The organism is Streptomyces sp. NPDC036764, assembly GCF_055609385.1.
Window position 1 is genome coordinate 800,022 of sequence record NZ_JBVJPT010000001.1, and the last position, 22,250, is coordinate 822,271.

The 22,250-nt window shown below is 72.2% G+C and carries 17 protein-coding genes; 10 read left to right on the top strand and 7 right to left on the bottom strand.

Annotated elements, in window-relative coordinates; genetic code table 11:
- Window positions 1-2: 2 nt before the first annotated feature.
- On the bottom strand, window positions 3-1,145 hold the full coding sequence (locus ACZ69Q_RS03475) for a GAF domain-containing protein (protein WP_471035635.1): 1,143 nt from the start codon (window positions 1,143-1,145) through the stop codon (window positions 3-5).
- A 125-nt stretch (window positions 1,146-1,270) separates the two neighbouring features.
- Between ACZ69Q_RS03475 and ACZ69Q_RS03480 the strand changes: the two genes are divergently transcribed.
- The 4 genes from ACZ69Q_RS03480 to ACZ69Q_RS03495 all read left to right on the top strand — a co-directional run bounded on the left by ACZ69Q_RS03480 (window position 1,271) and on the right by ACZ69Q_RS03495 (window position 5,917).
- Window positions 1,271-1,987 (top strand): ANTAR domain-containing response regulator, encoded by a 717-nt coding sequence (locus ACZ69Q_RS03480; protein WP_471035639.1) that lies wholly within the window; start codon window positions 1,271-1,273, stop codon window positions 1,985-1,987.
- Between the two features lie 199 nt (window positions 1,988-2,186).
- Window positions 2,187-3,272 (top strand): hypothetical protein, encoded by a 1,086-nt coding sequence (locus ACZ69Q_RS03485; RefSeq protein WP_471035641.1) that lies wholly within the window; start codon window positions 2,187-2,189, stop codon window positions 3,270-3,272.
- Between the two features lie 264 nt (window positions 3,273-3,536).
- Complete coding sequence (locus ACZ69Q_RS03490) at window positions 3,537-4,784, top strand: aminotransferase class I/II-fold pyridoxal phosphate-dependent enzyme (protein WP_471035646.1); 1,248 nt, start codon at window positions 3,537-3,539, stop codon at window positions 4,782-4,784.
- Complete coding sequence (locus tag ACZ69Q_RS03495) at window positions 4,781-5,917, top strand: MBL fold metallo-hydrolase (RefSeq protein ID WP_471035651.1); 1,137 nt, start codon at window positions 4,781-4,783, stop codon at window positions 5,915-5,917. The genes ACZ69Q_RS03490 and ACZ69Q_RS03495 overlap by 4 nt, the downstream gene beginning before the upstream one ends.
- 79 nt (window positions 5,918-5,996) lie before the next feature.
- On the opposite strand, the gene ACZ69Q_RS03500 is transcribed toward ACZ69Q_RS03495, so the two are convergent.
- Window positions 5,997-6,617, bottom strand: coding sequence for a DedA family protein (locus ACZ69Q_RS03500; protein WP_471035655.1), 621 nt, complete (start codon window positions 6,615-6,617; stop codon window positions 5,997-5,999).
- Window positions 6,614-7,387, bottom strand: coding sequence for an MBL fold metallo-hydrolase (locus ACZ69Q_RS03505; protein ID WP_471035659.1), 774 nt, complete (start codon window positions 7,385-7,387; stop codon window positions 6,614-6,616). Before ACZ69Q_RS03505 ends, ACZ69Q_RS03500 begins: the two co-directional genes overlap by 4 nt.
- A gap of 83 nt (window positions 7,388-7,470) precedes the next feature.
- Between ACZ69Q_RS03505 and ACZ69Q_RS03510 the strand changes: the two genes are divergently transcribed.
- From ACZ69Q_RS03510 to dnaK, 6 genes are all read left to right on the top strand, one after another.
- A complete protein-coding gene (locus ACZ69Q_RS03510) occupies window positions 7,471-7,878 on the top strand; it encodes a hypothetical protein (RefSeq protein WP_471035663.1) in 408 nt (135 codons plus the stop codon).
- Window positions 7,879-8,099: 221 nt separating this feature from the next.
- Window positions 8,100-10,130 (top strand): phage holin family protein, encoded by a 2,031-nt coding sequence (locus ACZ69Q_RS03515; protein WP_471040022.1) that lies wholly within the window; start codon window positions 8,100-8,102, stop codon window positions 10,128-10,130.
- 81 nt (window positions 10,131-10,211) lie between these two features.
- Window positions 10,212-11,273 (top strand): ATP-binding protein, encoded by a 1,062-nt coding sequence (locus ACZ69Q_RS03520; protein ID WP_471035665.1) that lies wholly within the window; start codon window positions 10,212-10,214, stop codon window positions 11,271-11,273.
- Window positions 11,270-13,078: a vWA domain-containing protein gene (locus ACZ69Q_RS03525; protein WP_471035667.1), complete on the top strand. Its 1,809-nt coding sequence runs from the start codon at window positions 11,270-11,272 to the stop codon at window positions 13,076-13,078. The genes ACZ69Q_RS03520 and ACZ69Q_RS03525 overlap by 4 nt, the downstream gene beginning before the upstream one ends.
- Window positions 13,079-13,142: 64 nt before the next feature.
- Window positions 13,143-13,571 (top strand): OsmC family protein, encoded by a 429-nt coding sequence (locus ACZ69Q_RS03530; protein ID WP_471035668.1) that lies wholly within the window; start codon window positions 13,143-13,145, stop codon window positions 13,569-13,571.
- A gap of 235 nt (window positions 13,572-13,806) precedes the next feature.
- Window positions 13,807-15,699 (top strand): molecular chaperone DnaK, encoded by a 1,893-nt coding sequence (gene dnaK / locus ACZ69Q_RS03535; RefSeq protein ID WP_471035670.1) that lies wholly within the window; start codon window positions 13,807-13,809, stop codon window positions 15,697-15,699.
- On the opposite strand, the gene narI is transcribed toward dnaK, so the two are convergent.
- The 4 genes from narI to ACZ69Q_RS03555 are packed head-to-tail and all read right to left on the bottom strand — an operon-like array spanning window position 15,696 to window position 22,235.
- Entirely contained in the window at window positions 15,696-16,418 is a 723-nt protein-coding gene (gene narI / locus ACZ69Q_RS03540; protein ID WP_471035674.1) for a respiratory nitrate reductase subunit gamma, read from the bottom strand. The two genes, dnaK and narI, sit on opposite strands and share 4 nt — an antisense overlap.
- Window positions 16,415-16,909 (bottom strand): nitrate reductase molybdenum cofactor assembly chaperone, encoded by a 495-nt coding sequence (narJ, locus tag ACZ69Q_RS03545; RefSeq protein ID WP_471035676.1) that lies wholly within the window; start codon window positions 16,907-16,909, stop codon window positions 16,415-16,417. The genes narI and narJ overlap by 4 nt, the downstream gene beginning before the upstream one ends.
- A complete protein-coding gene (narH, locus tag ACZ69Q_RS03550; protein ID WP_471035678.1) occupies window positions 16,909-18,543 on the bottom strand; it encodes a nitrate reductase subunit beta in 1,635 nt (544 codons plus the stop codon). The genes narJ and narH overlap by 1 nt, the downstream gene beginning before the upstream one ends.
- The gene (locus ACZ69Q_RS03555; RefSeq protein ID WP_471035681.1) at window positions 18,543-22,235 is read right to left on the bottom strand and encodes a nitrate reductase subunit alpha; all 3,693 of its coding nucleotides are present in this window, start codon (window positions 22,233-22,235) and stop codon (window positions 18,543-18,545) included. The genes narH and ACZ69Q_RS03555 overlap by 1 nt, the downstream gene beginning before the upstream one ends.
- Window positions 22,236-22,250 lie beyond the last annotated feature (15 nt).

Below are 22,250 nucleotides of genomic sequence, written 5' to 3' on the forward strand. Positions count from 1 at the left end.
CCCTAGGGGACTTCGGTGGCCGCCAGCGAAATGTGGCGGGACATCGTGTCCAGGGCCTTCGCCTCCGCCATGGAGAACGGGCGGCGGGCTCCGCATCTGAAGAGGGTCAGGGTGCCCTGCACCGTGCCGTCGCTCGTCAGCGGGAGGCACACAAGTGACGTGACGTTCGCCTGGACGAGGACGGGGGCGCCCCGCGGGTCCCTGCCGAAGGCGTCCGGGTCCTCCGGGCGTACCAGAAGGGACGGGGATCCGGTGCGCGTCGTCTCGGTGACCAGGGGGGACGCGGCCGGATCCTGTGCCGCCAGCGCCGACGCCTCCTCGGGCGAGGGCGCCAGCACCGCCGTACGGGACATCCCCGAGGCGGTGGCGCCGGCGACCACCCGGTCGGCGATCACCCAGTCGGCGAAGCCGCCGTGGAGGACCTGGGCCGCCCGCCGCAGCACCGCCTCGCGGTCGCCGCGCGGTGCGGTCAGCAGGGCCGTGGTCATCTCGTCCAGCAGATCCATCAAGGTCGCGTGCCGGGTGGTCTCGGCCAGGTCGGGGACCCGGGTCGCCGACGGTGCGGGTGGGGCCGGCGGCTCAAGTGCCCCGAGCGCGCCGGGCTGCATCACCACCAGGACCGTGGGGTGCGGCTCACCGCTCGGACGTACGGCGGTCAGGGTCGCGTGGACCGGGGCCGACGGGGCCTGCTGGAGATGCACGGTGAGGCTGCGGTCGCCATCGCCGCGGGCCACGGCGGCGGCCTGGGAGCGGAACGCGGCCCGGTCGGCGTGGGCGAGGAGACCGGACAGCGGCCGGCCCGTCGCATAGCCCGAGCGGACGCCGGTGAAGGAGGTCGCCGCGAGGTTCAGCCGGCGTACGACCGCCTCCCGGTCCACCAGCGCGACCGGGAGCGGAAACTGCTGGAACACCGCCCGCAGCAGATGCTGCTCCTGACGGTCGGCGGACGCCGAACGGGGCGGTCCGGCCGAGGACAGCCGCTCGTACCACGGCCACAACTGGTCGGCGACATGGTCGAGTTCGAAGATGGCCGCGTCCAGGACCGTCGGCAGGTCCCCTTCGGTCACGGATCGCGCCGCCTTCAGTTCCGCGACGCGGCGCACGAAATCCGCGAGCTCTTCACCGAATCCGTCCGTCTTCTCCATGGGCATGAACCTAGCTCGCGGTGACGTGTTCCGGGGCGGCGGGGGTCCAACCGGTTCCGGCATGTTCTACGGCCGTTTTCCCCGGCCGGGACCGGGAACGCGCAGAGAAGAGGGAGGAGTTGACGATGCCTGCTCGCGACCATGTGGGTCACTGGGGAGACGAGTCCGCCGAAGCCGCCCTTCCCGGGCGCAGGTTGTCGGCCCTGGCCGAACAGGCCGTGCGCTGCACAGCCGACTGCTGCGGCGCCGGCAGCACGGTGGCCGAGGCGGGCGCCGACCGGCCCGCCGCCGTCACCCACCCCGACCTGGCCGGACTCGTCGCCGTGCAGCTCCGCTCCGGGGACGGGCCCATTCCGGCCGCCCTGGAACGCGGCGAACCCGTCGACTCGGCCGACCTGCTGCACGACGAGCGCTGGCCGGAGTACCGCGCCCTGGCGCTCGACTCCGGCGTGCGCTCCAGCGTCACGCTGCCGTTCCGCCGGTCCGGGCTGACGGTGACGCTCAGCCTCTACAGCTTCCGTCCGGGCGCCCTGGAGGACGCCCGGCACGGGCCCGTGCACGCCCTCGGCGAGTTCGCCGCGAGCTGCCTCGTCCGTGACCGCTCCTACCGCGCCGCGCTCACCGAGCTCGACCAACTCGGCACCGCCCTGCGCAACCGGCCCGTCGTCGACCAGGCGTGCGGCATCGTCATGCACGTCCTCGGCTGCGACGCCGACACCGCCTTCGGGGTGCTGCGCCGCATCTCCCAGGCCACCAACCGCAAGCTGGCGGACGTCGCGGCAGGGGTCGTCAGCAGGCGGGGGCGGGGGCTGGAGCGGGATCTGGCGGCGTTGTTGAACTGATCGGGTGGGGTGAGCGGGGGGAAGGAGCGGCGAGAGGGGGTGGGCGGGGCTCGGCCGGCCGGGCCGTGTCACCCACTCGGCCCTCCCGTGTCCCGCGAATGGTGCCCGGCCGCGCGCGCCCGGGCCGCCGGCGGGCTGTCATGGCTGCGGGGGCACGACCGCCGTTCCCCCGCAGTCGTCGGCCGAAGGAGCTCACCTCATGCGCCGCACCGCCCGCGCCCTGTCCGTCGCCGCTCTGGCGGGTGTCGCCCTGGGCACCCCCGCCTCGGCCGCCTCCGCGGACCCGGCCGCGGAGGTCAGTCCGGGCACGGTCGCGCAGGGCGGCAGCGTCACCGTCTCGGTCACCTGCGACGCCCTCGACGGGTCCGCGCCCACCACCCTCCAGGCCGCCTCGCAGGCCTTCGAGGAGGGCACCGTCGAACTGAAACGGGTCTCCGGCACCGACGCGAAGGCCGCCGGGCCCGTCTACCGCGGCAGCGCCCGGGTCCCCCCGGCCGAGAACTTCGAGGGCGACCCCGACGCTGCCGGAGCCGAGTCCGACTGGACGGTCGACGGCACCTGCCCGGCCACGGGCGGCGGCGAGGGCAAGGAGTGGAGCGCGACGTTCACGGTGGCCCGCGAGAGCGGCGGTACCGGGAGCGTCGGCGGTGGGAGTGACCTCGTCGGCAGCGACTCCGGTGGCAGTGACTCCGGTGTGAGCGAGTCGGGTGTGAGCGACTCCGGCGGGGGCAAGGGCAGCGACGACGGCGGCAAGGGCGGAGCGGACGGCGGCAAGGGCGAAGAGAGCGGCGGCCATCAGGGCGGCACCGGCGCCGGCGGCACTGGCGGCGGCCACACCTGCAAGGACCCCCACTCCGACTGGACCGACGCAGGGAAGGCCGAGCCCGACGCGGCCGAGTCGGAGGCCGGCAAGGCCGAACCCGGGTGGGACGGCGCCGAAACCGGAGGGACGGGAGGAACCGGCGGAACCGACACCGGGGGACTCGGAGACGAAGGGATCGACACCGGCGGCATGGACACCGGCGGGACCGGGGCAGGCGGGACCGGCACCGGAGGAACCGACGCGAGCGGAATCACACCCGAGTGGGACGCCGGAGCAGGCAAGGCCGAGCCCGGAGCGGAGGACTGCGGCGGCACGACCGACCAGCACGGTGTGCAGGCCGGTACCGGCGGCACCTTCACCGACTCCGTCCCCGCGCTGGTCGCCGGCGGTGTCCTGATCGCGGGTGCCTTCGGAGGCGCGGCCTACCGGCTGCGTCGTAGGACGACCACCCCGCAGGACTGATCCGTACGGCCGCCCTGTGGCCGGCACAACCCCGGCGGCCGACCATGGAGTTGCGCCACGATGGGTACGCGGAGCACGGAGACACACCGGGCACCGCACGCCCCCTCCGGCACCATAAGAGCCCCAAGCCCTCAACCCCCAAGCTCCAGAGCCCAGAGCCCGCACCAAACCCCCGCACCACCCCCCTCGCACCACCAGCCCACCCGGAGCATCGGACGACGTCGAACCAGAACCACAACGGCACCAGGCACAGCGGAGGCACGGATGCGCCGGACGGATCCCGAAGGCCACGGCCCCGTCCGTTACGGGCCGCCGCTCCCCGACGACGGACTGCCCGTGCTGCCCGAGATCGCGGCCGTGCTCGCCGCTGCCGCGGGCCGGGCCGAGAGCGAGCCGGTCGGCGGCGGCACCGCCCTGCTGGAGGCGGCGTGCGGTTACTGGGGCCGGCGCGGACTGCCGACCGAACCCGAGCAGGCGGTGGCCGCTCCCGGCGCGCCCGCCCTGCTGCTCGGCCTGACCTTCGCGATCGGCGGCGACGTCCTCGTGCCGCGGCCCTGCGCTGCCTGGTGGGCGCCGTACGCCCGCCTTCTGGGCCGGCCCGTCTTCCATGTGCCGACACCGGCCGAGTGCGGCGGTGTCCCGGATCCGTACGCCCTGTTGGAGACCGTCCGCCGGGTCCGTGACGAGGGCGGAGACCCCCGGCTGCTCGTGCTGTCCGTCGCCGACGACCCGACCGCCACCGTCGCCCCGCCCGAGGTGCTGCACGAGACCGTGGAGGCCGCCACCGGCGAGGGCCTGTACCTGGTCAGCGACGAGACCTGGCGCGACACCGTGCACACCCCGCATGACACCGTGCTGGTCAGCCCGGCCGAGATGCTGCCCGAACAGGTCACCGTCGTCACCGACCTGGCCGGCGCCCACCTCCCGTCGGGCTGGCCGGCCGCCATCGCCCGGTTCCCCGCGCACGACGCAGGGAACGGCCTGCACGCGCGCGTACTCGACGTGCTCACCGCGCTCGGCGCCCGCGTCGCCGGCCCGGTCGCTTTTGCCGCCGGGTACGCGCTCGCGGAGCCCGAGCCGGTCACCGCGCGGATCGGTGCCGCCGTACGTCTGCACGCGCGCGTGGCCGCCGCCGTGCACGCCGCCGCCCTGGGAGCCGGCGCCCTGTCCCGGCCCCCGCAGGCAGGGCGGCACCTGTACGTCGACCTCGGCCCCCTGCGGGCCGGGCTGGCCTCGCACGGCGTGGGCGACGCACAGGACCTGGAGGACTTCCTCGCCGCCCGGCTCGGCATGCCCGCACCGGGCGGGCACCGCTTCGGCGACGACCTCGGGGCGTTGCGGGTACGCCTGTCCACCGGCGCGCTGCTGGCGGGCACCGACGAGGAACGCGCGGAATGCATCGGTTCACCCTCGCCGTTGGAACTGCCACACGTGCAACGCGCGTTGATCCACATGAAGTCGGTCTTCGACGACCTCCGCGACGAAGCTCAGCGATGGGAGCCTCCTCGATGACGCAGCAGTCCGAGTCGACCAACGGGCGAACGACCACCACGCACACGGCCACCACGCACACGGCCACCACGCACACGACGACCACGCGCACGGCGACCACGAGTACGACCACCCCGGAAGCCGACGATCCGACGGGCCACCGTTCCCCCCTCGCGCCCCCGCCACCTCCCCTCGCCAACCCCCGCCCGCTGGGTGAACGCCGGGTGTGGCCCCGCACCTTCCACGACCGTCTCACCGCCCCGCTGCCCGGCATCAAGACCCTCGCCCGCTTCGCCCGTGAGGGCGCCGTACGCCCGGGCCGGGAGGGCCTCGCCGACATCCCGCGGCTGCCCTTCGAGCCGGGCCCGGTGCCCCGCGTGGACGCCCGCACGGTCGCCGTCTCCTGGGCCGGGCACGCCAGTTGGGTCGTGCAGATCGGCGGCCTGACCGTGCTCACCGACCCGGTCTGGTCGCGCCGCATCCTCGGCACCCCGGCCCGCATCACCCCCGTCGGCGTCGCGTGGAGCGCCCTGCCGCGCGTGGACGCGGTCGTCATCAGCCACAACCACTACGACCACCTGGACGCCCCCACCTTGCGCCGACTCCCGCGCGACACCCCCGTGTTCGTGCCGGCCGGCCTCGCCGGCTGGTTCCGGCGCCGGCGGTTCACCCACGTCACCGAACTGGACTGGTGGGAAGCGGCCGAACTGTCCGGCGTCCGCTTCGACTTCGTGCCGGCCCACCACTGGTCCAAGCGCACCCTCGTCGACACTTGCCGCAGCCTGTGGGGCGGCTGGGTGCTCACCGCGCCCGACGGACAGCGCGTGTACTTCGCGGGCGACACCGGCTACGGCCACTGGTTCTCCCGCATCGGCGAGCGCCACCCCGGCATCGACCTCGCCCTGCTCCCCATCGGCGCCTACGACCCCCGCTGGTGGCTCAGCGACGTCCACTGCGACCCGGAGGAGGCGGTCCGCGCCGCCCAGGACCTCGGCGCACGCAGGATGGCCCCGATGCACTGGGCGACGTTCGTCCTCTCGGCCGAGCCGGTCCTGGAACCGCTGACACGCGTGCGTGCGGCGTGGGAGAAGGCGGGCCTGGACAGAGGGGACCTGTGGGATCTGCCGGTGGGAGGATCGCGGGTTCTGAAGTAACCGGCGCTCAGCGGATGCCGTCAGGGGCGCTGGGAACTGCGCGGCCAGCCCCCACGGGCCCGCACCCGGCAACGAGACCTCACTTGGCAGGCCGAACCCGCCGCCACAAACCCGGCGCCACACTGATCAGCACGGTCAGCGCGACGGCCGCCACCACGCCCTCCCACGGCTCACTGAACAGCGACCCACCGAGGATCCCGATCAACTGGTACGTCACCGCCCAGGCCAGACACGCCGGCAGATTCCCCCGCGCGAACCGCCGCATCGTCCACTCCGCCAGCAGACAAGCCAGCATCACCGGCAGCCGGCCCGCCGGCACCAGCCGGGACAGCACCAGTACGGCCACCCCGTGCTCGGCGAGCTTCTGCTGCGCCTGCGTGAGCCGCTCCTCCGGCGCCCGCGAGCGGATCGCCTCCAGCCAGCGCGAGCCGTTCTTCGAGCCCATGCCGCGCCGCCCCAGCCAGTACAGCGTCACATCGCCGAGGAACGCGGCCGTCGACGCCGTCACGAACACCAGCGCCAGAGAGAACGGCGCCGTCTGGTGGAACGCCACCACCGCGGCCGAACTGACCAGTGCCCCCGTCGGCACGACCGGCACCAGCGCCCCGATCAGCACCAGCAGGAACAGGGTGGGGTAGCCGATCGCCTGCTGTGTCGACTCCGGCGACACCGTCGTCGTGGCGGCGGCCAGCACCGTCACCGGGCCACCTCCAGGCGCACGCTCTCGCCGTGCGCGAGCCGGTGCACCGCCACGCCGGGCATGCGCTCCGCCGCGAGGCGCGCGAACTCGTCACCGGGCGCATGGAATTCATGGGGGCGCACGGCGTCCATGCCGATCGGCCAGTACGTGCCGTAGTGCACCGGCACCGCGCTGTGCGGCCCGAGCCGGGCCAGCGCCTCGGCCGCCCGCCCGGCGTCCAGGTGCCCCTCTCCGAGATACGGCCCCCAGCCGCCCACCGGCAGCAGTGCCACCTCGACCGGCCCGACCTCCTCCGCCATGGCGTCGAACAGCCCGGTGTCCCCGGCGAAGTACGTGCGTGCCTGGCCCTCGAATACGTAGCCGAGGGCGGGGGAGCGGTGCCGCCCGACGGGCAGCCGCCGCCCGTCGTGCCGCGCCGGAACGGCCCGTACGGCCACGCCGCCCACCGTCGTCACGTCCCCCGGCGCCATCTCGGTCACCCGCAGATGAGTGAGCCGGCGCAGACCCGGCACCGCGTCCGGCGCGCCCCGGGGCACGAGCAGACGGGTGTCCCGGGGCAGCCCGGCCAGTGAGGGAACGTGCAGGTGGTCGGCGTGGAGGTGGGAGACCACGGCGACGTCGGCACGCCGGGAGTCGGGCGCGGGGAGCGCGCCCCGGCGGCGGCGCAGGTGTGCGAGCCGGCGTACGAACAAAGGGTCGGTGAGGATGCGCACGTTCGAGTCCTCGACCGTGCAGGTGGCGTGACCCCACCAGGTGATCTCCACCGGCACCTCTTTGCCTCCTTCGCGCGACTCCCCGAAGCGTACGGGCTGGAGTAGGGTCGGCGGCGAAACCCGGAGGTGAGGGGGACGCCATGGGGCCATCCATAGTGCGCGTCACGGCGATCGCCAGTCTGACGCCGCTCGAAGAGCTGGACGCCGACCCCTTCCTGGTGGACTCCCGCAGCCAGCACGCCATGTGCACGCGCTGGGCCGCCGAGCACGGGTACTTCGTCGCGCGTGAGCTTCTCGTACGGGGTCTGAGGTCGGACCACAGCGTGCTGTGGGAGGGCGTCCGGCCCGGCCTCGATCTGTTCGTGGCGCCCAGTCGCAGGGTGCTGGAGAGCGCGCTGTCGTCCGTCGACGAGTTCACCGCGGAGTGCGCCCGGCGCGGGGTGCGGGTGGAGACGGTGGGGCGGGCCGAGCCGTTGTACGACGCTCAGATGAAGGCTCGGGTGCATCGGCGGCTGTCGATGCCGACGGCGGGGTACGACGGCCGCTAGGCGCTCCGCTGAGGGGCCGGGGTGGGTCGTTTTTGGCTGCGGCGCCGTGGTGGCTGGTCGCGCAGTTCCCCGCGCCCCTTTCAGGGGCGCTACCGAACCGGGCGTTGTGTAAGGCTGGGGGCGTATAGGCCCGTTTCGGGGCGGTGGGCCGGACGTGAGGTGGGCTGGGCGTGCGTGGGCGTTGGCGGCGGGTTGCCAGTCAGGTCGGGCGGAGCGTGGCCGTGTGGGCGGTCTCCACCGTGACCATGCTCGTGCTCGCCGGGATCCTGCCGGACTTCCAGTTGCAGTCGGCGGACGGTGACAGCGCCACCCGGATCGCGATCACCGCGGCCCTAGGCGCCGGTGCCTTCGGTCTGCTCTCCGCGCTCGTCTGGCCCCTGCTCGTACGGCTGCTGCTGCTCGTGCCGGCGCTCGTGCTCGGCCTGCTGGTGTTCTTCCTCAACGGCTCGCTGCTCATCGTCGCCCTGCGCCTGGTGCCCTCCGGCGACAGCGAGGCCGCTCCCGAGACCGCCGTCATCGTGGCCGCCGTGATGTCCGCCGTCGCCTCCGCCACCGGCGCCGCCCTGGCCGTACGTGACGACGACGCCTACCGACGCCGCCTGTACCGCCTCGCCGACCGTCGGCGCCGGGCCCTGCCACCCGGCCCCTCCAGCCCCGGCACGGTCTTCATGCAGCTCGACGGCGTCGGCCACGACCTGCTGCTCGCCGCCGTCGGCAAGGGCCTGATGCCCACCGTCGCCCGCTGGCTCGGGGAGGGAGCCGGTGCGGGTGAGCGCCCCACCCACCGGCTCACCCCCTGGCGCACCGACTGGTCCAGCCAGACCGGCGCCAGCCAGCTCGGCATCCTGCACGGCAGCAACCACGACGTCCCCGCCTTCCGCTGGTACGAGAAGGCCGGCCGCGAGGTGATGGTCTGCAACCGCCCCACCAGCGCCGCCGAACTCCAGCGCCGCGCCATCGACCGCACCGGCGACGGCGGACTGCTCAGGGCCGACGGCGCCAGCCGCGGCAACCTCTTCAGCGGCGGCGCCGACGAGCAGGCCCTGGTGCTGTCCATCGCCACGAAGCGGCGCGACCGCCGCAACCGCTCGCGCGCGGGCTACTTCGCCTACTTCTCCGACCCGGCCAACGCCGTACGCACCGCCCTGTCGTTCATCGCCGAGGTCGGCCGCGAGATCGGCCAGTCCACCCGGACCCGCGTCCGCAAGGCCCGGCCGAGGGTCTCCCGCGGCGGTCTCTACCCCTTCGTGCGGGCTTTTGCGACCGTCGTGGAACGGGACGTCGTCGTCGCCGCGGTCATGGGCGACATGTTCGCCGGCCGCACCGCCGTCTACGCCGACCTCGTGGCGTACGACGAGGTCGCGCACCACTCCGGGCCGTTCGGCCGGGACGCCGAGAAGGTCCTCGAACGCCTCGACCGGGCGCTGGCGTTGATCGAGAAGGCCGCCGAGCACGCGCCGCGGCCGTACCGGATCGTCCTGCTGTCGGACCACGGTCAGAGCCCCGGCGAGACCTTCCGTGCCCGCTACGGCCTCGGCCTCGGCGATCTGGTGCGGGCCGGCTGCGGGCTGCCCGTGCCGCGCAGGGCCCGGCGCACCCACAGCGGCGCCGAGGCCCGCGCGGCCGTGCGCGCCGCGCTGCGCCGCCCCGTCGAGGAGGGCGGCGAACAGCACCGCCCCTCGCGCCGCAGCTCCGAGCCGATCGTGCTGGCCTCCGGCAACCTCGGCCTGGTCTCCTTCCCGGACGTGCCGCACCGGATGACCAAGGAAGAGATCGACGCCCGCCACCCGGCGCTGCTCACCACTCTCGCCAACCACCCCGGCGTCGGCTTCCTGCTGGTGCGCAGCGAGCGGCACGGCGGGGTCGTGCTCGGTGCGTACGGCGCGGAGATCCCCCTGCACCGACTGGACGACGATCCGGGCCCGCTGGAGGTCTTCGGGCCGGGCGCCGCCGACGCCGTACGCCGCACGCACTCCTTCCCGAACACCGCCGACATCATGGTCAACTCCGCGTACGACCCGGCCGACGGCGAGGTCCTCGCCTTCGAGGAGCAGATCGGCTCGCACGGCGGGCTCGGCGGCGCGCAGGGCAGGCCGTTCCTGCTGTCGCCGGTCGCCCTGTCCGCGCCGGTGGACGACGCGGAGCACCTCGTCGGCGCCGAGCATGTGCACCGGGTGCTGCGGCGCTGGCTGCGTGAGGCGAACGGGCCGCAGGTGCCGGTGGAGGCGGAGCCGCAGGAGCGGGCCGCCTGAAAAATCGGCTGCGCAGGAGGGGGCGCGGGCACACACTGTTCGAGTCGCAAACCTCTCGAACACTCCCAAGGAGCCCGCGCGTTGCAGGCAGCCGTGACCGTCACGCCCACCCGTATCCCCGAACTTCTCCTCGGCCTCGCCACCGTGCGACCGGTGTTCATCTGGGGCGCCCCCGGCATCGGAAAGTCCTCCCTGGTCAGGGACTTCGCCGCCTCGCTTGGGCTGGAGTGCGTGAGCCTGCTCGGTACGCAGCTCGCGCCGGAGGACCTGATCGGCGTGCCGCAGATCCGCGACGGACGCTCGGTGTTCTGTCCGCCGGAGGCCATCGCCCGCGACGAGCCCTACTGCCTGTTCCTGGACGAGCTGAACGCGGCCACCCCGGATGTGCAGAAGGCGTTCTACTCGCTGATCCTGGACCGCCGTATCGGCAACTACGAACTGCCGAAGGGCTCCATCGTGATCGGCGCCGGCAACCGCGCCACCGACAACGCGCTCGCCCGGCCCATCGCGTCCGCCCTGGTCAACCGGCTCACCCACGTCCACCTGGAGGCGTCGGCCAAGGACTGGCTGACCTGGGCCGCGAACAACGGCATCCACCCGTGGATCCTGGACCACCTCACCGACCGCCCGGACCACCTGTGGTCCAAGCCGCCGAAGACCGAGGAGCCGTTCTCCACGCCCCGCTCCTGGCACATGCTCTCCGACGCGCTGCACAGCTTCGGCCGTGACCTGGATGAGGAGACGCTGAAGGTCCTGGCCCACGGCACGCTGACGCCGATACACGCCACCGCCTTCTGCGGCTACGTCAAGATCGTGCGCAGCCAGTACGGCATCGAGGCCATCATCAAGGGCGACGCCGGCTGGCCGCACGGCATGCAGGACCGCGACCTGCTCTACTACCTCGCCGAGTCCTTCCGCGGCCGTCTGATCAAGGAACTGCCGGTCAGCAAGGAGCACATGTCGGCGACCGGCCGCCAGACCGCGTACCGCGCCAAGTCGCTGCTGGTGCAGCTCGCCGAGATCTCCGTCGAGGTCGCCCAGAGCGTCATCGCCTCCGACGCCGACGGCAATCCCGCACTGCCGGCCTGGTTCCTGGTGGAGGCCGCGCGCGACATGCCCCGGCTGGTCGAGGCTCGGCGATGAGCCGCGGCGGCCAGAAGGGCGGCAAGCGGCAGAAGAAGCGGGACCTCGCGGCGGAGGCCTTCACCGAGGGGCTGCGGCTGGTGCGCGCCAACCCCGCGCTGGCCGCCGTCGAGTTCGACGTCTGCCGCCACGAGGAGTGCCGACTGGCGCCCCGCGACGGCCTCGTCCGCGTCGACTCGGACGGCATCGTGCACGTCCACCCCGATCGAATCGCCGAACCCCCCGCCTGGGCCTGGGCGATCGCACATGGTGTCCTACACCTGGGCTTCGGCCACGTCCCTTCCAGGACGGGCACGCCCGTGCAGCCCGACCGCGCCGACCTCGCCGCCCGCTGCGCCGTCGTCAACCGCTTCCTGCTCACCTTCCCGGTCGGCAAGGCCCCCGACCACCTGCCGCCGGCCTACCCGGACGGCGACGAGGAGCAGCTCGCCGCGCCCTGGCGGCGCGACGGTGTCCCGGCCGCGTACGAGCGCTGCGGCACGGCCGGCTCGGAGCCCGACCAGCTCCTCGTGGAGTGGAAGGGCTGGTTCGGGTCCCCTCCGGACCGTCAGCTCGCCTTCGCCACCGCCCTGACCCGGACCGTCTCCACCGCGATGGACATGGCCGGCGGCCGCCGCGACTCCATGCTCGGCGAGCCCGTCAAGAAGCGGCCCTGGCAGTGGGCGCTGGAGTGGTTCATCACCTCATACCCGCTGCTCGGCGGTATCGCGGCCGGCATCAAGCTGGTCGCCGACGCCGAACTCGCCCGCGCGCACGGCATCGCCGTCGCCGCCGTCAACGCCGAGGCCGGCGAGATCTACATCAACCCGCTGCGCCAGTTCGAGTCCGAGGAATGGCGGTTCATCCTCGCCCACGAGATGCTGCACGCCGCCCTGCGGCACGGCGACCGCTGCGGCAGCCGCGACCCCTACCTGTTCAACGTCGCCTGCGACTACGTCATCAACGGCTGGCTGCGCGAGATGCAGATCGGGGAGATGCCGCAAGGGCTGCTGTACGACCAGGAGTTGGCGGGTCTGTCGGCGGAGGAGGTGTACGACCGGATCGCCGGCGACGTGCGCCGGATGCGCCGGCTGGCCACCCTGCGCGGCAAGGGCGTCGGCGATGTGCTCGGCGCCCCGCTCGGCGCGCCCGGCGACTACGTCGACCTCGACGAGTTCTACCGCCGGGGTCTGTGCCAGGGCCTGGACCTGCACCAGCAGGGCGAGCGCGGCTTCCTGCCCGGCGGCCTGGTCCAGGAGATCCGCGCGCTCAGCCATCCGCCGCTGCCCTGGGACGCCCGACTCGCCCGCTGGTTCGACGAGTTCGTGCCCCGCCCGGAGCCGGTGCGGACGTACGCCCGTCCCGCGCGCCGCCAGGCCTCCACGCCCGACATCCCGCGCGCCGGCCGCTACTTCCCGCCCGAGGAGATCGCCCGTTGCACCTTCGGCGTCGTCCTGGACACCTCCGGCTCCATGGGCGCCGGCCTGCTCGGCAAGGCGCTCGGCGCCATCGCCTCGTACGCCGAGGCGCGGGACGTACCGGCAGCGCGGGTGGTGTTCTGCGACGCGGGACCGTACGACGCCGGGTATGTGCCGGTGACGGACATCGCCGGGCGGGTACGGGTGCGCGGCCGTGGCGGCACGGTCCTCCAGCCCGGGATCGACCTGTTGCAGCGCGCGGACGACTTCCCGCCCGGCGCACCCGTCCTCGTCATCACGGACGGCTGGTGCGACGTGCTGCGGGTACGCCGTGAGCACGCGTACCTGATTCCCCCGGGACGTCGTCTGCCGTTCACCCCGCGTGGGCCGGTCTTCCGGGTGAGCTGAGCCGGAGTGTGATCGGATGGGGGCACGGATCCCGGAATCGGGCCCCCATGCGAAAGGAAGAATCGTGGCTACCACGCGCTCCGCACACACGGTCTGGGAAGGCAACCTGCTCGAGGGCAACGGTGTCGTCAACTTCGACTCTTCTGGTGCCATCGCCGCGCAGCCGGTCACGTGGGCCTCGCGCTCCCAGGACGCCAACGGCAAGACCAGCCCGGAAGAGCTGATCGCCGCCGCGCACTCGAGCTGCTTCTCCATGGCGCTGTCGCACGCACTGCACGGCGCCGGCACGCCGCCCACCAAGCTCGTCACGTCGGCGGACGTGAAGTTCCAGCCGGGTGAGGGCATCACGGGCATTCACCTCACGGTCGAGGGGACGGTGCCGGGCATCGACAACGAGACGTTCGTCGCCGCCGCGGAGGACGCCAAGAAGAACTGCCCGGTCAGCCAGGCGCTGACGGGGACGACGATCACGCTGTCGGCGAAGCTGGCGTAGCGCTTCGCGGGGAAGCCGCGACGGGCCGTCCGCTGTCTGCGGCGCCGTCGTGGCTTGTCGCGCAGTTCCCCGCGCCCCCTCGAGGGGACGGCCCTTCGGGCCGGCCCCTCGAACCCCTGAGCGGGCGCTCAGCTCCCGTTTGGCGCCTCGCCCCCGGGTCACTCGCCCCATTGACAAGAGCCCACTCAAGTTTTGTGCTGGAGTTCAAGAGGTGCCCTGGCGGAAGGGGACAACGATGGCACGCGCGGTCGGGATCGATCTCGGGACCACGAACTCGGTGGTCGCCGTCCTGGAGGGCGGCGAACCCACTGTCGTCGCCAATGCGGAGGGGGCCAGGACCACACCGTCGGTCGTGGCCTTCGCCAAGAACGGCGAGGTGCTCGTGGGGGAGGTGGCCAAACGGCAGGCGGTGACCAATGTCGAACGCACCGCCCGCTCCGTGAAGCGGTACATGGGCGACTCGAACTGGCGCTTCCCCGAGCAGGGCGACATCGACGGCACCCGCTACCGGGCGCAGGAGCTGTCGGCCCGGGTGCTGCAGAAGCTGAAGCGGGACGCCGAGTCCTACCTCGGCGAGGACGTCACCGACGCGGTGATCACCGTCCCCGCATACTTCGACGACGCCCAGCGGCAGGCCACCAAGGAGGCCGGCGAGGTCGCGGGCCTGAACGTCCTGCGGATCATCAACGAGCCCACCGCCGCCGCCCTCGCCTATGGTCTGGACCGCGGCGAGGAGCAGACCGTGCTGGTCTTCGACCTCGGCGGCGGCACCTTCGACGTCTCCCTGCTGGAGATCGGCGACGGCGTCATCGAGGTCAAGGCCACCAACGGCGACACGCATCTGGGCGGCGACGACTGGGACCAGCGGGTCGTCGAGTACCTGGTGAAGAAGTTCAAGGGGCAGAACGGCATCGACCTGGGCAACGACAAGATGGCGCTGCAGCGGCTGCGCGAGGGCGCCGAGAAGGCCAAGATCGAGCTGTCCAGCTCCTCCGAGACGACGATCAACCTGCCCTACATCACCGCTTCCGCCGAGGGCCCCCTCCACCTCGACGAGAAGCTGACCCGCGCCCAGTTCCAGGAGCTCACCGCCGACCTCCTCGACCGCTGCAAGACCCCCTTCCACCAGGCCGTCAAGGACGCCGGCATCAAGCTCGCCGCGGTCGACCACGTCATCCTCGTCGGCGGCTCCACCCGGATGCCCGCCGTCACCGACCTCGTGAAGGAACTCACCGGCAAGGACCCGCACAAGGGCGTCAACCCCGACGAGGTCGTGGCCGTCGGCGCGGCCCTCCAGGCCGGCGTCATCCGCGGCGATGTCAAGGACGTCCTCCTGCTCGACGTCACCCCGCTGTCCCTCGGCATCGAGACCAAGGGCGGCATCATGACGAAGCTCATCGAACGCAATACGACGATCCCGACCCGGCGTTCGGAGATCTTCACGACCGCCGCCGACAACCAGCCCTCCGTCGGCATCCAGGTCTACCAGGGCGAACGCGAGATCGCCGCGTACAACAAGAAGCTCGGCGTCTTCGACCTCACCGGCCTGCCGCCCGCCCCGCGCGGGGTGCCGCAGATCGAGGTCGCCTTCGACATCGACGCCAACGGCATCATGCACGTCTCCGCGAAGGACCTCGCGACGGGCCGCGAGCAGAAGATGACGGTGACGGGCGGCTCGGCGCTGCCCAAGGACGACATCGACCGGATGATGCGGGAGGCCGAGCAGTACGCGGAGGAGGACCACAAGCGCCGCGAGGCCGCCGAGACCCGCAACCAGGGCGAGCAGCTCGTCTACCAGACCGAGAAGTTCCTGCGCGACAACGAGGACAAGATCCCGGCGGACACCCGGACCGAGGTCGAGTCGGCGATCACCGAACTGAAGGAGCAGCTAAAGCAGAACGCCGAGACCAGCGTCCTGCGCACCGGCATCGAGAAACTCGCCACGGTCAGCCAGCAGATGGGCCAGGCGATGTACGCCCAGTCCCAGCAGACCCCGGCGGACAGCTCGGCGCACGCGGGCACCGGCACCGGCACCGAGCAGGGCGCGGCACAGGACGACGACGTGGTCGACGCGGAGATCGTCGACGACGAGAAGGACCAGCGGGACCAGAAGGGCGGGGCGGCCTAGGAGCCCGCCTTCTCCCAGCCGCGCCGCTCCGGCCGCGGCCCCAGTTGCTCGGGGTCGCGGCTGCGGTACACCAGGTACGGCCGGAACAGGTACTGCACCGGCGCGCTGAACATGTGCACCAGCCGCGTGTACGGCACCAGCGCGATCAGCGCCATGCCGACCACCGCGTGGACCTGGTACAGCACCGGCACGCCCGCCATCCGGTCCAGGTCCGGCTGGAGGGTGAACAGGCTGCGGGCCCAGGGGGCGACGGACCGGCGGTAGTCGTAGCCGTCGCCGGAGACATGGGTGAGTTTGGCGACCATGCCGAGCACGATCGCGCCGAGCAGGACGACGTACATCAGCTTGTCGTTTGCCGTCGTCGCCCGGAACACCGGCGCCTTCGTACGGCGCCGGTAGATCAGCAGCACGATCCCGGCGACGGTCAGCACGCCGGCCGCCGTACCGCCGTAGAGGGAGAACAGGTGGTACGCGTGCTCGCTCACGCCGAGCGAGTCCGTCCAGGACTCCGGGACGAACAGACCCACCAGGTGGCCGACCAGCACGAACAGGATGCCGTAGTGGAAGGCGGGCGAGGCGATGCTCAGCAGCCTGGACTCATGGACCTGGGAGGAGCGGGTGGTCCAGCCGAAGCGGTCGTAGCGGTGGCGCCAGACCAGGCCGACGACCAGCAGGGCGAAGGTGACATAGGGCAGGACGCCCCAGAGCAGCGTGGTCATGGCCGCACCCCCGTGCGTTCGGTCGGCAGTGTGGCGCACACGGCGTCCAGGACGGACGCGTACGGTGTGCCGAAGTCGGTGAGGCGGGAGCGGAGCTCCTCCAGGCACTCGCGGTGCTCCAGCAGCAGATCGGTGTCGCCGGTGCGGGCCGCGAACTCCAGTACCGCGGGCAGGAAGTCGGGCAGCTCCTCATGGGTGAACTCCAGGCCGTGGGCGCGGTAGACCTCCTTGAAGCGCAGCAGCGACATGCCGCGCCGCCGGGTGTCCCCGTCGAGCCACCAGGTCAGATACAGGCTGTGGCGGTTCTCGAAGTCGAAGACCTGGACGTAGTGCGCGGCCAGTTCGTCCGGTGGCGTCAGCGCCGCGTGGTCGGTGAACTCCCGTAGCTGCGGGGCGGCTTCGCGCAGCAGCGGCAGGCGGGCGCGGAAGCCCTCGTCCGGGTAGGTCAGGCAGAGCGCGGCCGCCTGGTAGAGCACCTCGAAGGACGGCATCAGGCATCCTCGGTGTCGGCAGTGTGGGTCGTGTCGGCAGCGTCGGCAGCGTTGTCGGATGTCTGCCGTCCGCGCAGGGCGTGGAAGTTCTGCACGGACACCAGCGGCAGCAGCCTGCGGCCGCCGGAGTCCTGGCCGAAGGGGCCGTCCCCGCCCATCCCGGGCCCGCCCTCGTAGTCGAGGCTGCACCCCTGCGGCAGCGCCGACTCCTCCAGGCGCCGGGCGTCCGCGACCGCCGCCGTCGGGATGACGTACCGGTCCTCGTACTTGGCGACCGCCAGCAGCCGGTACATGTCCTCGATCTCCCCGGCCGCCATCCCCACGGCGGCGGGCACCGAGGGATCCGGTTCCTCGCCGATGTTGATCGCCCGCATGTGGGAGCGCATCGCGGCGAGCTTCTCCAGCGAGGAGCGGACCGGGCCGATGGCGCCGGCCGTGAACATCTGCGCCAGGTACTCCAGCGGAATGCGCAGCGTGTCGATCGCGCCGAACAGGTTCTGGGCGTCCTCCCCGTCGTGCCCGGTCTCGGACAGCGCGTCGACCACCGGCGACAGCGGCGGGATGTACCAGACCATCGGCATCGTCCGGTACTCGGGATGCAGCGGCAGCGCCACCCGGTACTTGCTGATCAGCGCGTGCGCGGGCGAGCGGCGGGCCGCCTCCAGCCAGTCGTACGGGATCCCCGCCTCCTCGCAGGCCCGCCGCACCTCGCTGTCCTCGGGGTCGAGGAAGACGCCCAACTGCGCCTCGTACAGGTCCCGTTCGCGCGGTACGGAGGCCGCGGCCGTCACCCTGTCCGCGTCGTACAGGACGACGCCGAGATAGCGCAGCCGGCCCACGCACGTCTCCGAGCAGACCGTCGGCAGACCGACCTCGACGCGCGGATAGCACATCGTGCACTTCTCGGCCTTGCCGGTGGCGTGGTTGAAGTACACCTTCTTGTACGGGCATCCCGTCACGCACATCCGCCAGCCCCGGCAGCGGTCCTGGTCGACGAGGACGATGCCGTCCTCCGCCCGCTTGTACATCGCACCCGACGGGCACGAGGCCACACAGGACGGGTTGAGGCAGTGCTCGCAGATGCGCGGCAGATAGAACATGAAGCTCTGTTCGAACTCGAACCGCACCTTCTGCGACGCCTGCGTGCGCGTCCGCTCCACCATCGGGTCGAGGTCGCCGTAGGCGGGGGCGCCGGCGAGGTTGTCGTCCCAGTTCGCCGACCACTCGATCTTCATCGGCTTGCCGTCGAGCTGCGAGATGGGCCGCGCGACCGGGTAGTCGTCGCCGAGCGGGGCGTCGGTGAGGTTCTTGTAGTCGTAGGTCCAGGGCTCGTAGTAGTCCTTGATCTCGGGCAGTTCGGGGTTGGAGAAGATCCCGGCGAGCTTGCGGAAGCGGCCGCCCGCCTTCAGCGTCAGCGCGCCGCGCCGGTTCAGCTCCCAGCCGCCGCGCCAGCGCTCCTGGTCCTCGTAGCGGCGCGGATAGCCCTGGCCGGGGCGGGTCTCGACGTTGTTGAACCAGACGTACTCCATGCCGCGGCGGTTGGTCCACGCCTGCTTGCAGGTGACCGAGCAGGTGTGACAGCCGATGCACTTGTCGAGGTTCATCACCATCGCGATCTGGGCCATCGGACGCATCAGTACTCGACCTCCTGGCTGCGACGGCGGATCACCGTCACCTCGTCGCGCTGGTTGCCCGTCGGGCCCAGGTAGTTGAACGCCCAGGACAACTGGGCGTAGCCGCCGACGAGATGGGACGGCTTGAGGATCAGCCGGGTCAGCGAGTTGTGGATGCCGCCCCGCCGGCCGGTGGCCTCCGTCTTCGGGACGGCGACCGTGCGTTCCTGCGCATGGTGCATGTAGACGGTGCCGTGCGGTATCCGGTGCGAGACGACGGCCCGCGCGACGACCACGCCGTTGCGGTTGACCGCCTCGATCCAGTCGTTGTCGACGACGCCGATCGCGTCCGCGTCCTGCGGGGACATCCAGATGTTCTGGCCGCCCCGGGAGAGCGCCAGCATGAACAGGTTGTCCTGGTACTCGGAGTGGATGGACCACTTGTTGTGCGGGGTGAGGAAACGGACCGTCACCTCCCGCTGCCCGTCCGGGCCGAGCCGCGGTTCGCCGAACAGCTTGTTCATGTCCAGCGGCGGCCGGTACACCGGGAGCGCCTCGCCGAGCTCGTGGATCCAGTCGTGGTCGAGGAAGAAGTGCTGGCGGCCGGTGAGGGTGTGCCACGGCTTGAGATGCTCGGTGTTGAGGGTGAAGGCGGTGTAGCGGCGCCCTCCCGACTCGCTGCCCGACCACTCCGGCGAGGTGATCACCGGCACCGGCGCGGCCTGCGTGTCCGCGTACGTGATCCGCCTGCCCTCGTGCTCGGCCGCCAGGTGCGCCATCTCCTGCCCGGTGCGGGCCTCAAGGGTGCGCAAGCCCTGGGTGGCGAGGCGGCCGTTGGTGGTACCGGACAGGGCGAGGATGGTGTTCGCCGCCTTCACCGCCGTGTCGAGCAGGGGGCGGCCGTCGCCCGTCACGCCGTTCAGCCGCCGCAGGTGCTCGACCTCCTCGTCCGGCCTGAGCGTGATGCCCTTGGCGGGCAGGCCGAGTTGCTCCACCAGCGGTCCGAGCGAGGCGAACCTGGCGCCGATCGCGGTGTAGTCCCGCTCCACGACGGTCAGGTTCGGCATGGTCCTGCCCGGCACGGGATCGCACTCCCCGCGCCGCCAGTCCAGGACCACGCCGCCCGGCTGGGCGATCTCGCCCGGGGTGTCGTGCTGGAGCGGGGACGCCACCAGGTCCTTGCGCACGCCCAGATGGTCGACGGCCAGCTCGCTCAGCCGCTCCGCCAGTGCCTTGAACGCCTCGAAGTCGGTGCGCGCCTGCCACGGCGGATCCACGGCCGGGGTGAAGGAGTGCACGTAGGGGTGCATGTCCGTGCTGGACAGGTCGTGCTTCTCGTACCAGGTCGCGGCGGGCAGGACGACGTCCGACAGCAGTGTCGACGACGTCTGCCGGAAGTCCAGCGACAGCAGCAGGTCGAGCTTGCCCTCGGGCGCCTCGTCGTGCCAGGCCACCTCCTTGGGCCGTACGTCCTCGGGGGCCTCCTCGGCCCGCAGCGACGAGTGCGTGCCCAGCAGGTGCCGGGTGAAGTACTCCGCGCCCTTCGCCGACGAGCCCAGCAGATTGGCCCGCCACAGCGTCACTATCCGCGGCCAGTTCTGAGGCGCGTCCGGATCCTCGCAGGCGAACTTCAGTGTGCCCGCGCGCAGTTCGGCCACCACCCGCGACACCGCGTCGCCGAACACCTCGCCCAGCTCCAGCGGATTGCGGTCGAAGGTCGGATACGACGGCATCCACCCCACGCGCGCCGACAGCGCCAGACAGTCCGCGCCCGTCATCCCCCGAAAGCGCCCCGCTCCCAGTGGCGAGGCGAGCACATCGGCCGTGAACCGGTCGTAGCGCCACTGGTCGGCGTTGAGGAACCAGTACGCCGTGCCGATCATCTGGCGCGGCGGACGCGACCAGTCGGACGCGGCCGCGAGCGTCGCCCAGCCCGTCACCGGACGGCACTTCTCCTGGCCCACGTAGTGCGCCCAGCCGCCGCCGTTGCGGCCCTGGCAGCCGGTGAGCTGGAGCAGGGCGAGGAAGGTGCGGTAGATCGTCTCGGAGTGGAACCAGTGGTTGGTGCCCGCGCCCATCAGGATCATGCAGCGGCCCTTCGACCGCTCGGCCGTGCGCGCGAACTCCCTCGCGATCCGCGCGCACTTGGCCGCCGGGACGGAGGTGTGCGCCTCCTGCCAGGCGGGCGTGCCGGGGGAGTCGGCGTCGTCGTACGACGCGGGCCAGCGGCCCGGCAGCCCCGGCCGGGCCACCCCGTACTGCGCGAGCAGCAGATCGAAGACCGTCGTCACCAGCGGGCCGTCGGCACCGCCGAGCTTCGTCACCGGGACGCCCCGGCGTATGACGTCCCCGCGGCCCTGTCCGTGCGGCCCGCCCTCGGTGTCGAAGCGCGGCAGCAGCACCTCGACGCCCGCGGACACCTCACTGCCGTACAGACTCAACCGCGGCCGTATGTCGCCGAGTTCGAGGTTCCAGCGGCCTTTGCCGGACTCGGTCCAGCGAAAGCCCAGGGAGCCGTTCGGGGCGACCGCGCGGCCCGACACCTCGTCCAGCACGACCGTCTTCCACCCGGCGCCGTCGCCCTCCTGGCCCAGGTCCGAGGCGCGCAGGAACTTCGCGGGAACGTAGGCGCCGTCCCGTGCCTCCAGGGTGACCAGGAACGGCAGGTCGGTGAACTTCCGTACGTAGTCCGCGAAGAACGGCGTCTCGCGGTCGACGAAGAACTCCTTGAGGACGACGTGCCCCATGGCGAGGGCAAGAGCGCCGTCCGTGCCGGGGTGCGGGTGCAGCCACTCGTCGGCGAACTTGGCGTTGTCGGCGTAGTCGGGCGCGACCACCACGACCTTCTGGCCGCGGTAGCGGGCCTCCGCCATCCAGTGCGCGTCGGGCGTGCGGGTCACCGGGACGTTCGAGCCCCACATCATCAGATACGCCGCGTCCCACCAGTCGCCCGACTCCGGTACGTCCGTCTGGTCGCCGAAGACCTGCGGGGAGGCGACCGGCAGATCGGCGTACCAGTCGTAGAACGACAGCATCGGGGCGCCGATCAGGGAGTGGAAGCGGGCGCCCGCCGCGTGCGACACCATCGACATCGCGGGGATGGGGGAGAAACCGGCGATGCGGTCGGGGCCGTACGTCTTGATGGTGTGCACATGCGCCGCCGCGACCATCTCGATCGCCTCGTCCCAACTCGCCCGCACCAGGCCGCCCTTGCCGCGCGCCCGCTGGTAGCCGCGCCGGCGTTCGGGGTCGCCCTGGATGTCCGCCCAGGCCAGGACGGGGTCGCCCAGACGCTCCTTCGCCTCCCGGTACATCTTCAGAAGCACACCGCGGACGTACGGGTAGCGGACCCGGGTGGGGGAGTAGGTGTACCAGGAGAAGGCGGCGCCTCGCGGGCAGCCGCGGGGCTCGTACTCGGGACGGTCGGGGCCGGCCGACGGGTAGTCCGTCTGCTGGGTCTCCCAGGTGATGATGCCGTCCTTGACGTACACCTTCCAGCGGCACGAGCCGGTGCAGTTCACGCCGTGTGTGGAGTTCACGACCTTGTCGTGGCTCCACCGGTCCCGGTAGAACGCGTCCGCCTCGCGCCCGCCGGTCAGCGCGATGCTGTGCAGATCGGGCGCGGGCGTGCCGGGCCGGAAGAACCTGCCGGCCTTCAGCAGCGCCGCGCCCGGCTCGGCGGGCGGGGTGGGCGGTACCCGGGTGTCGGTCACAGGCGCTCCCTTGCT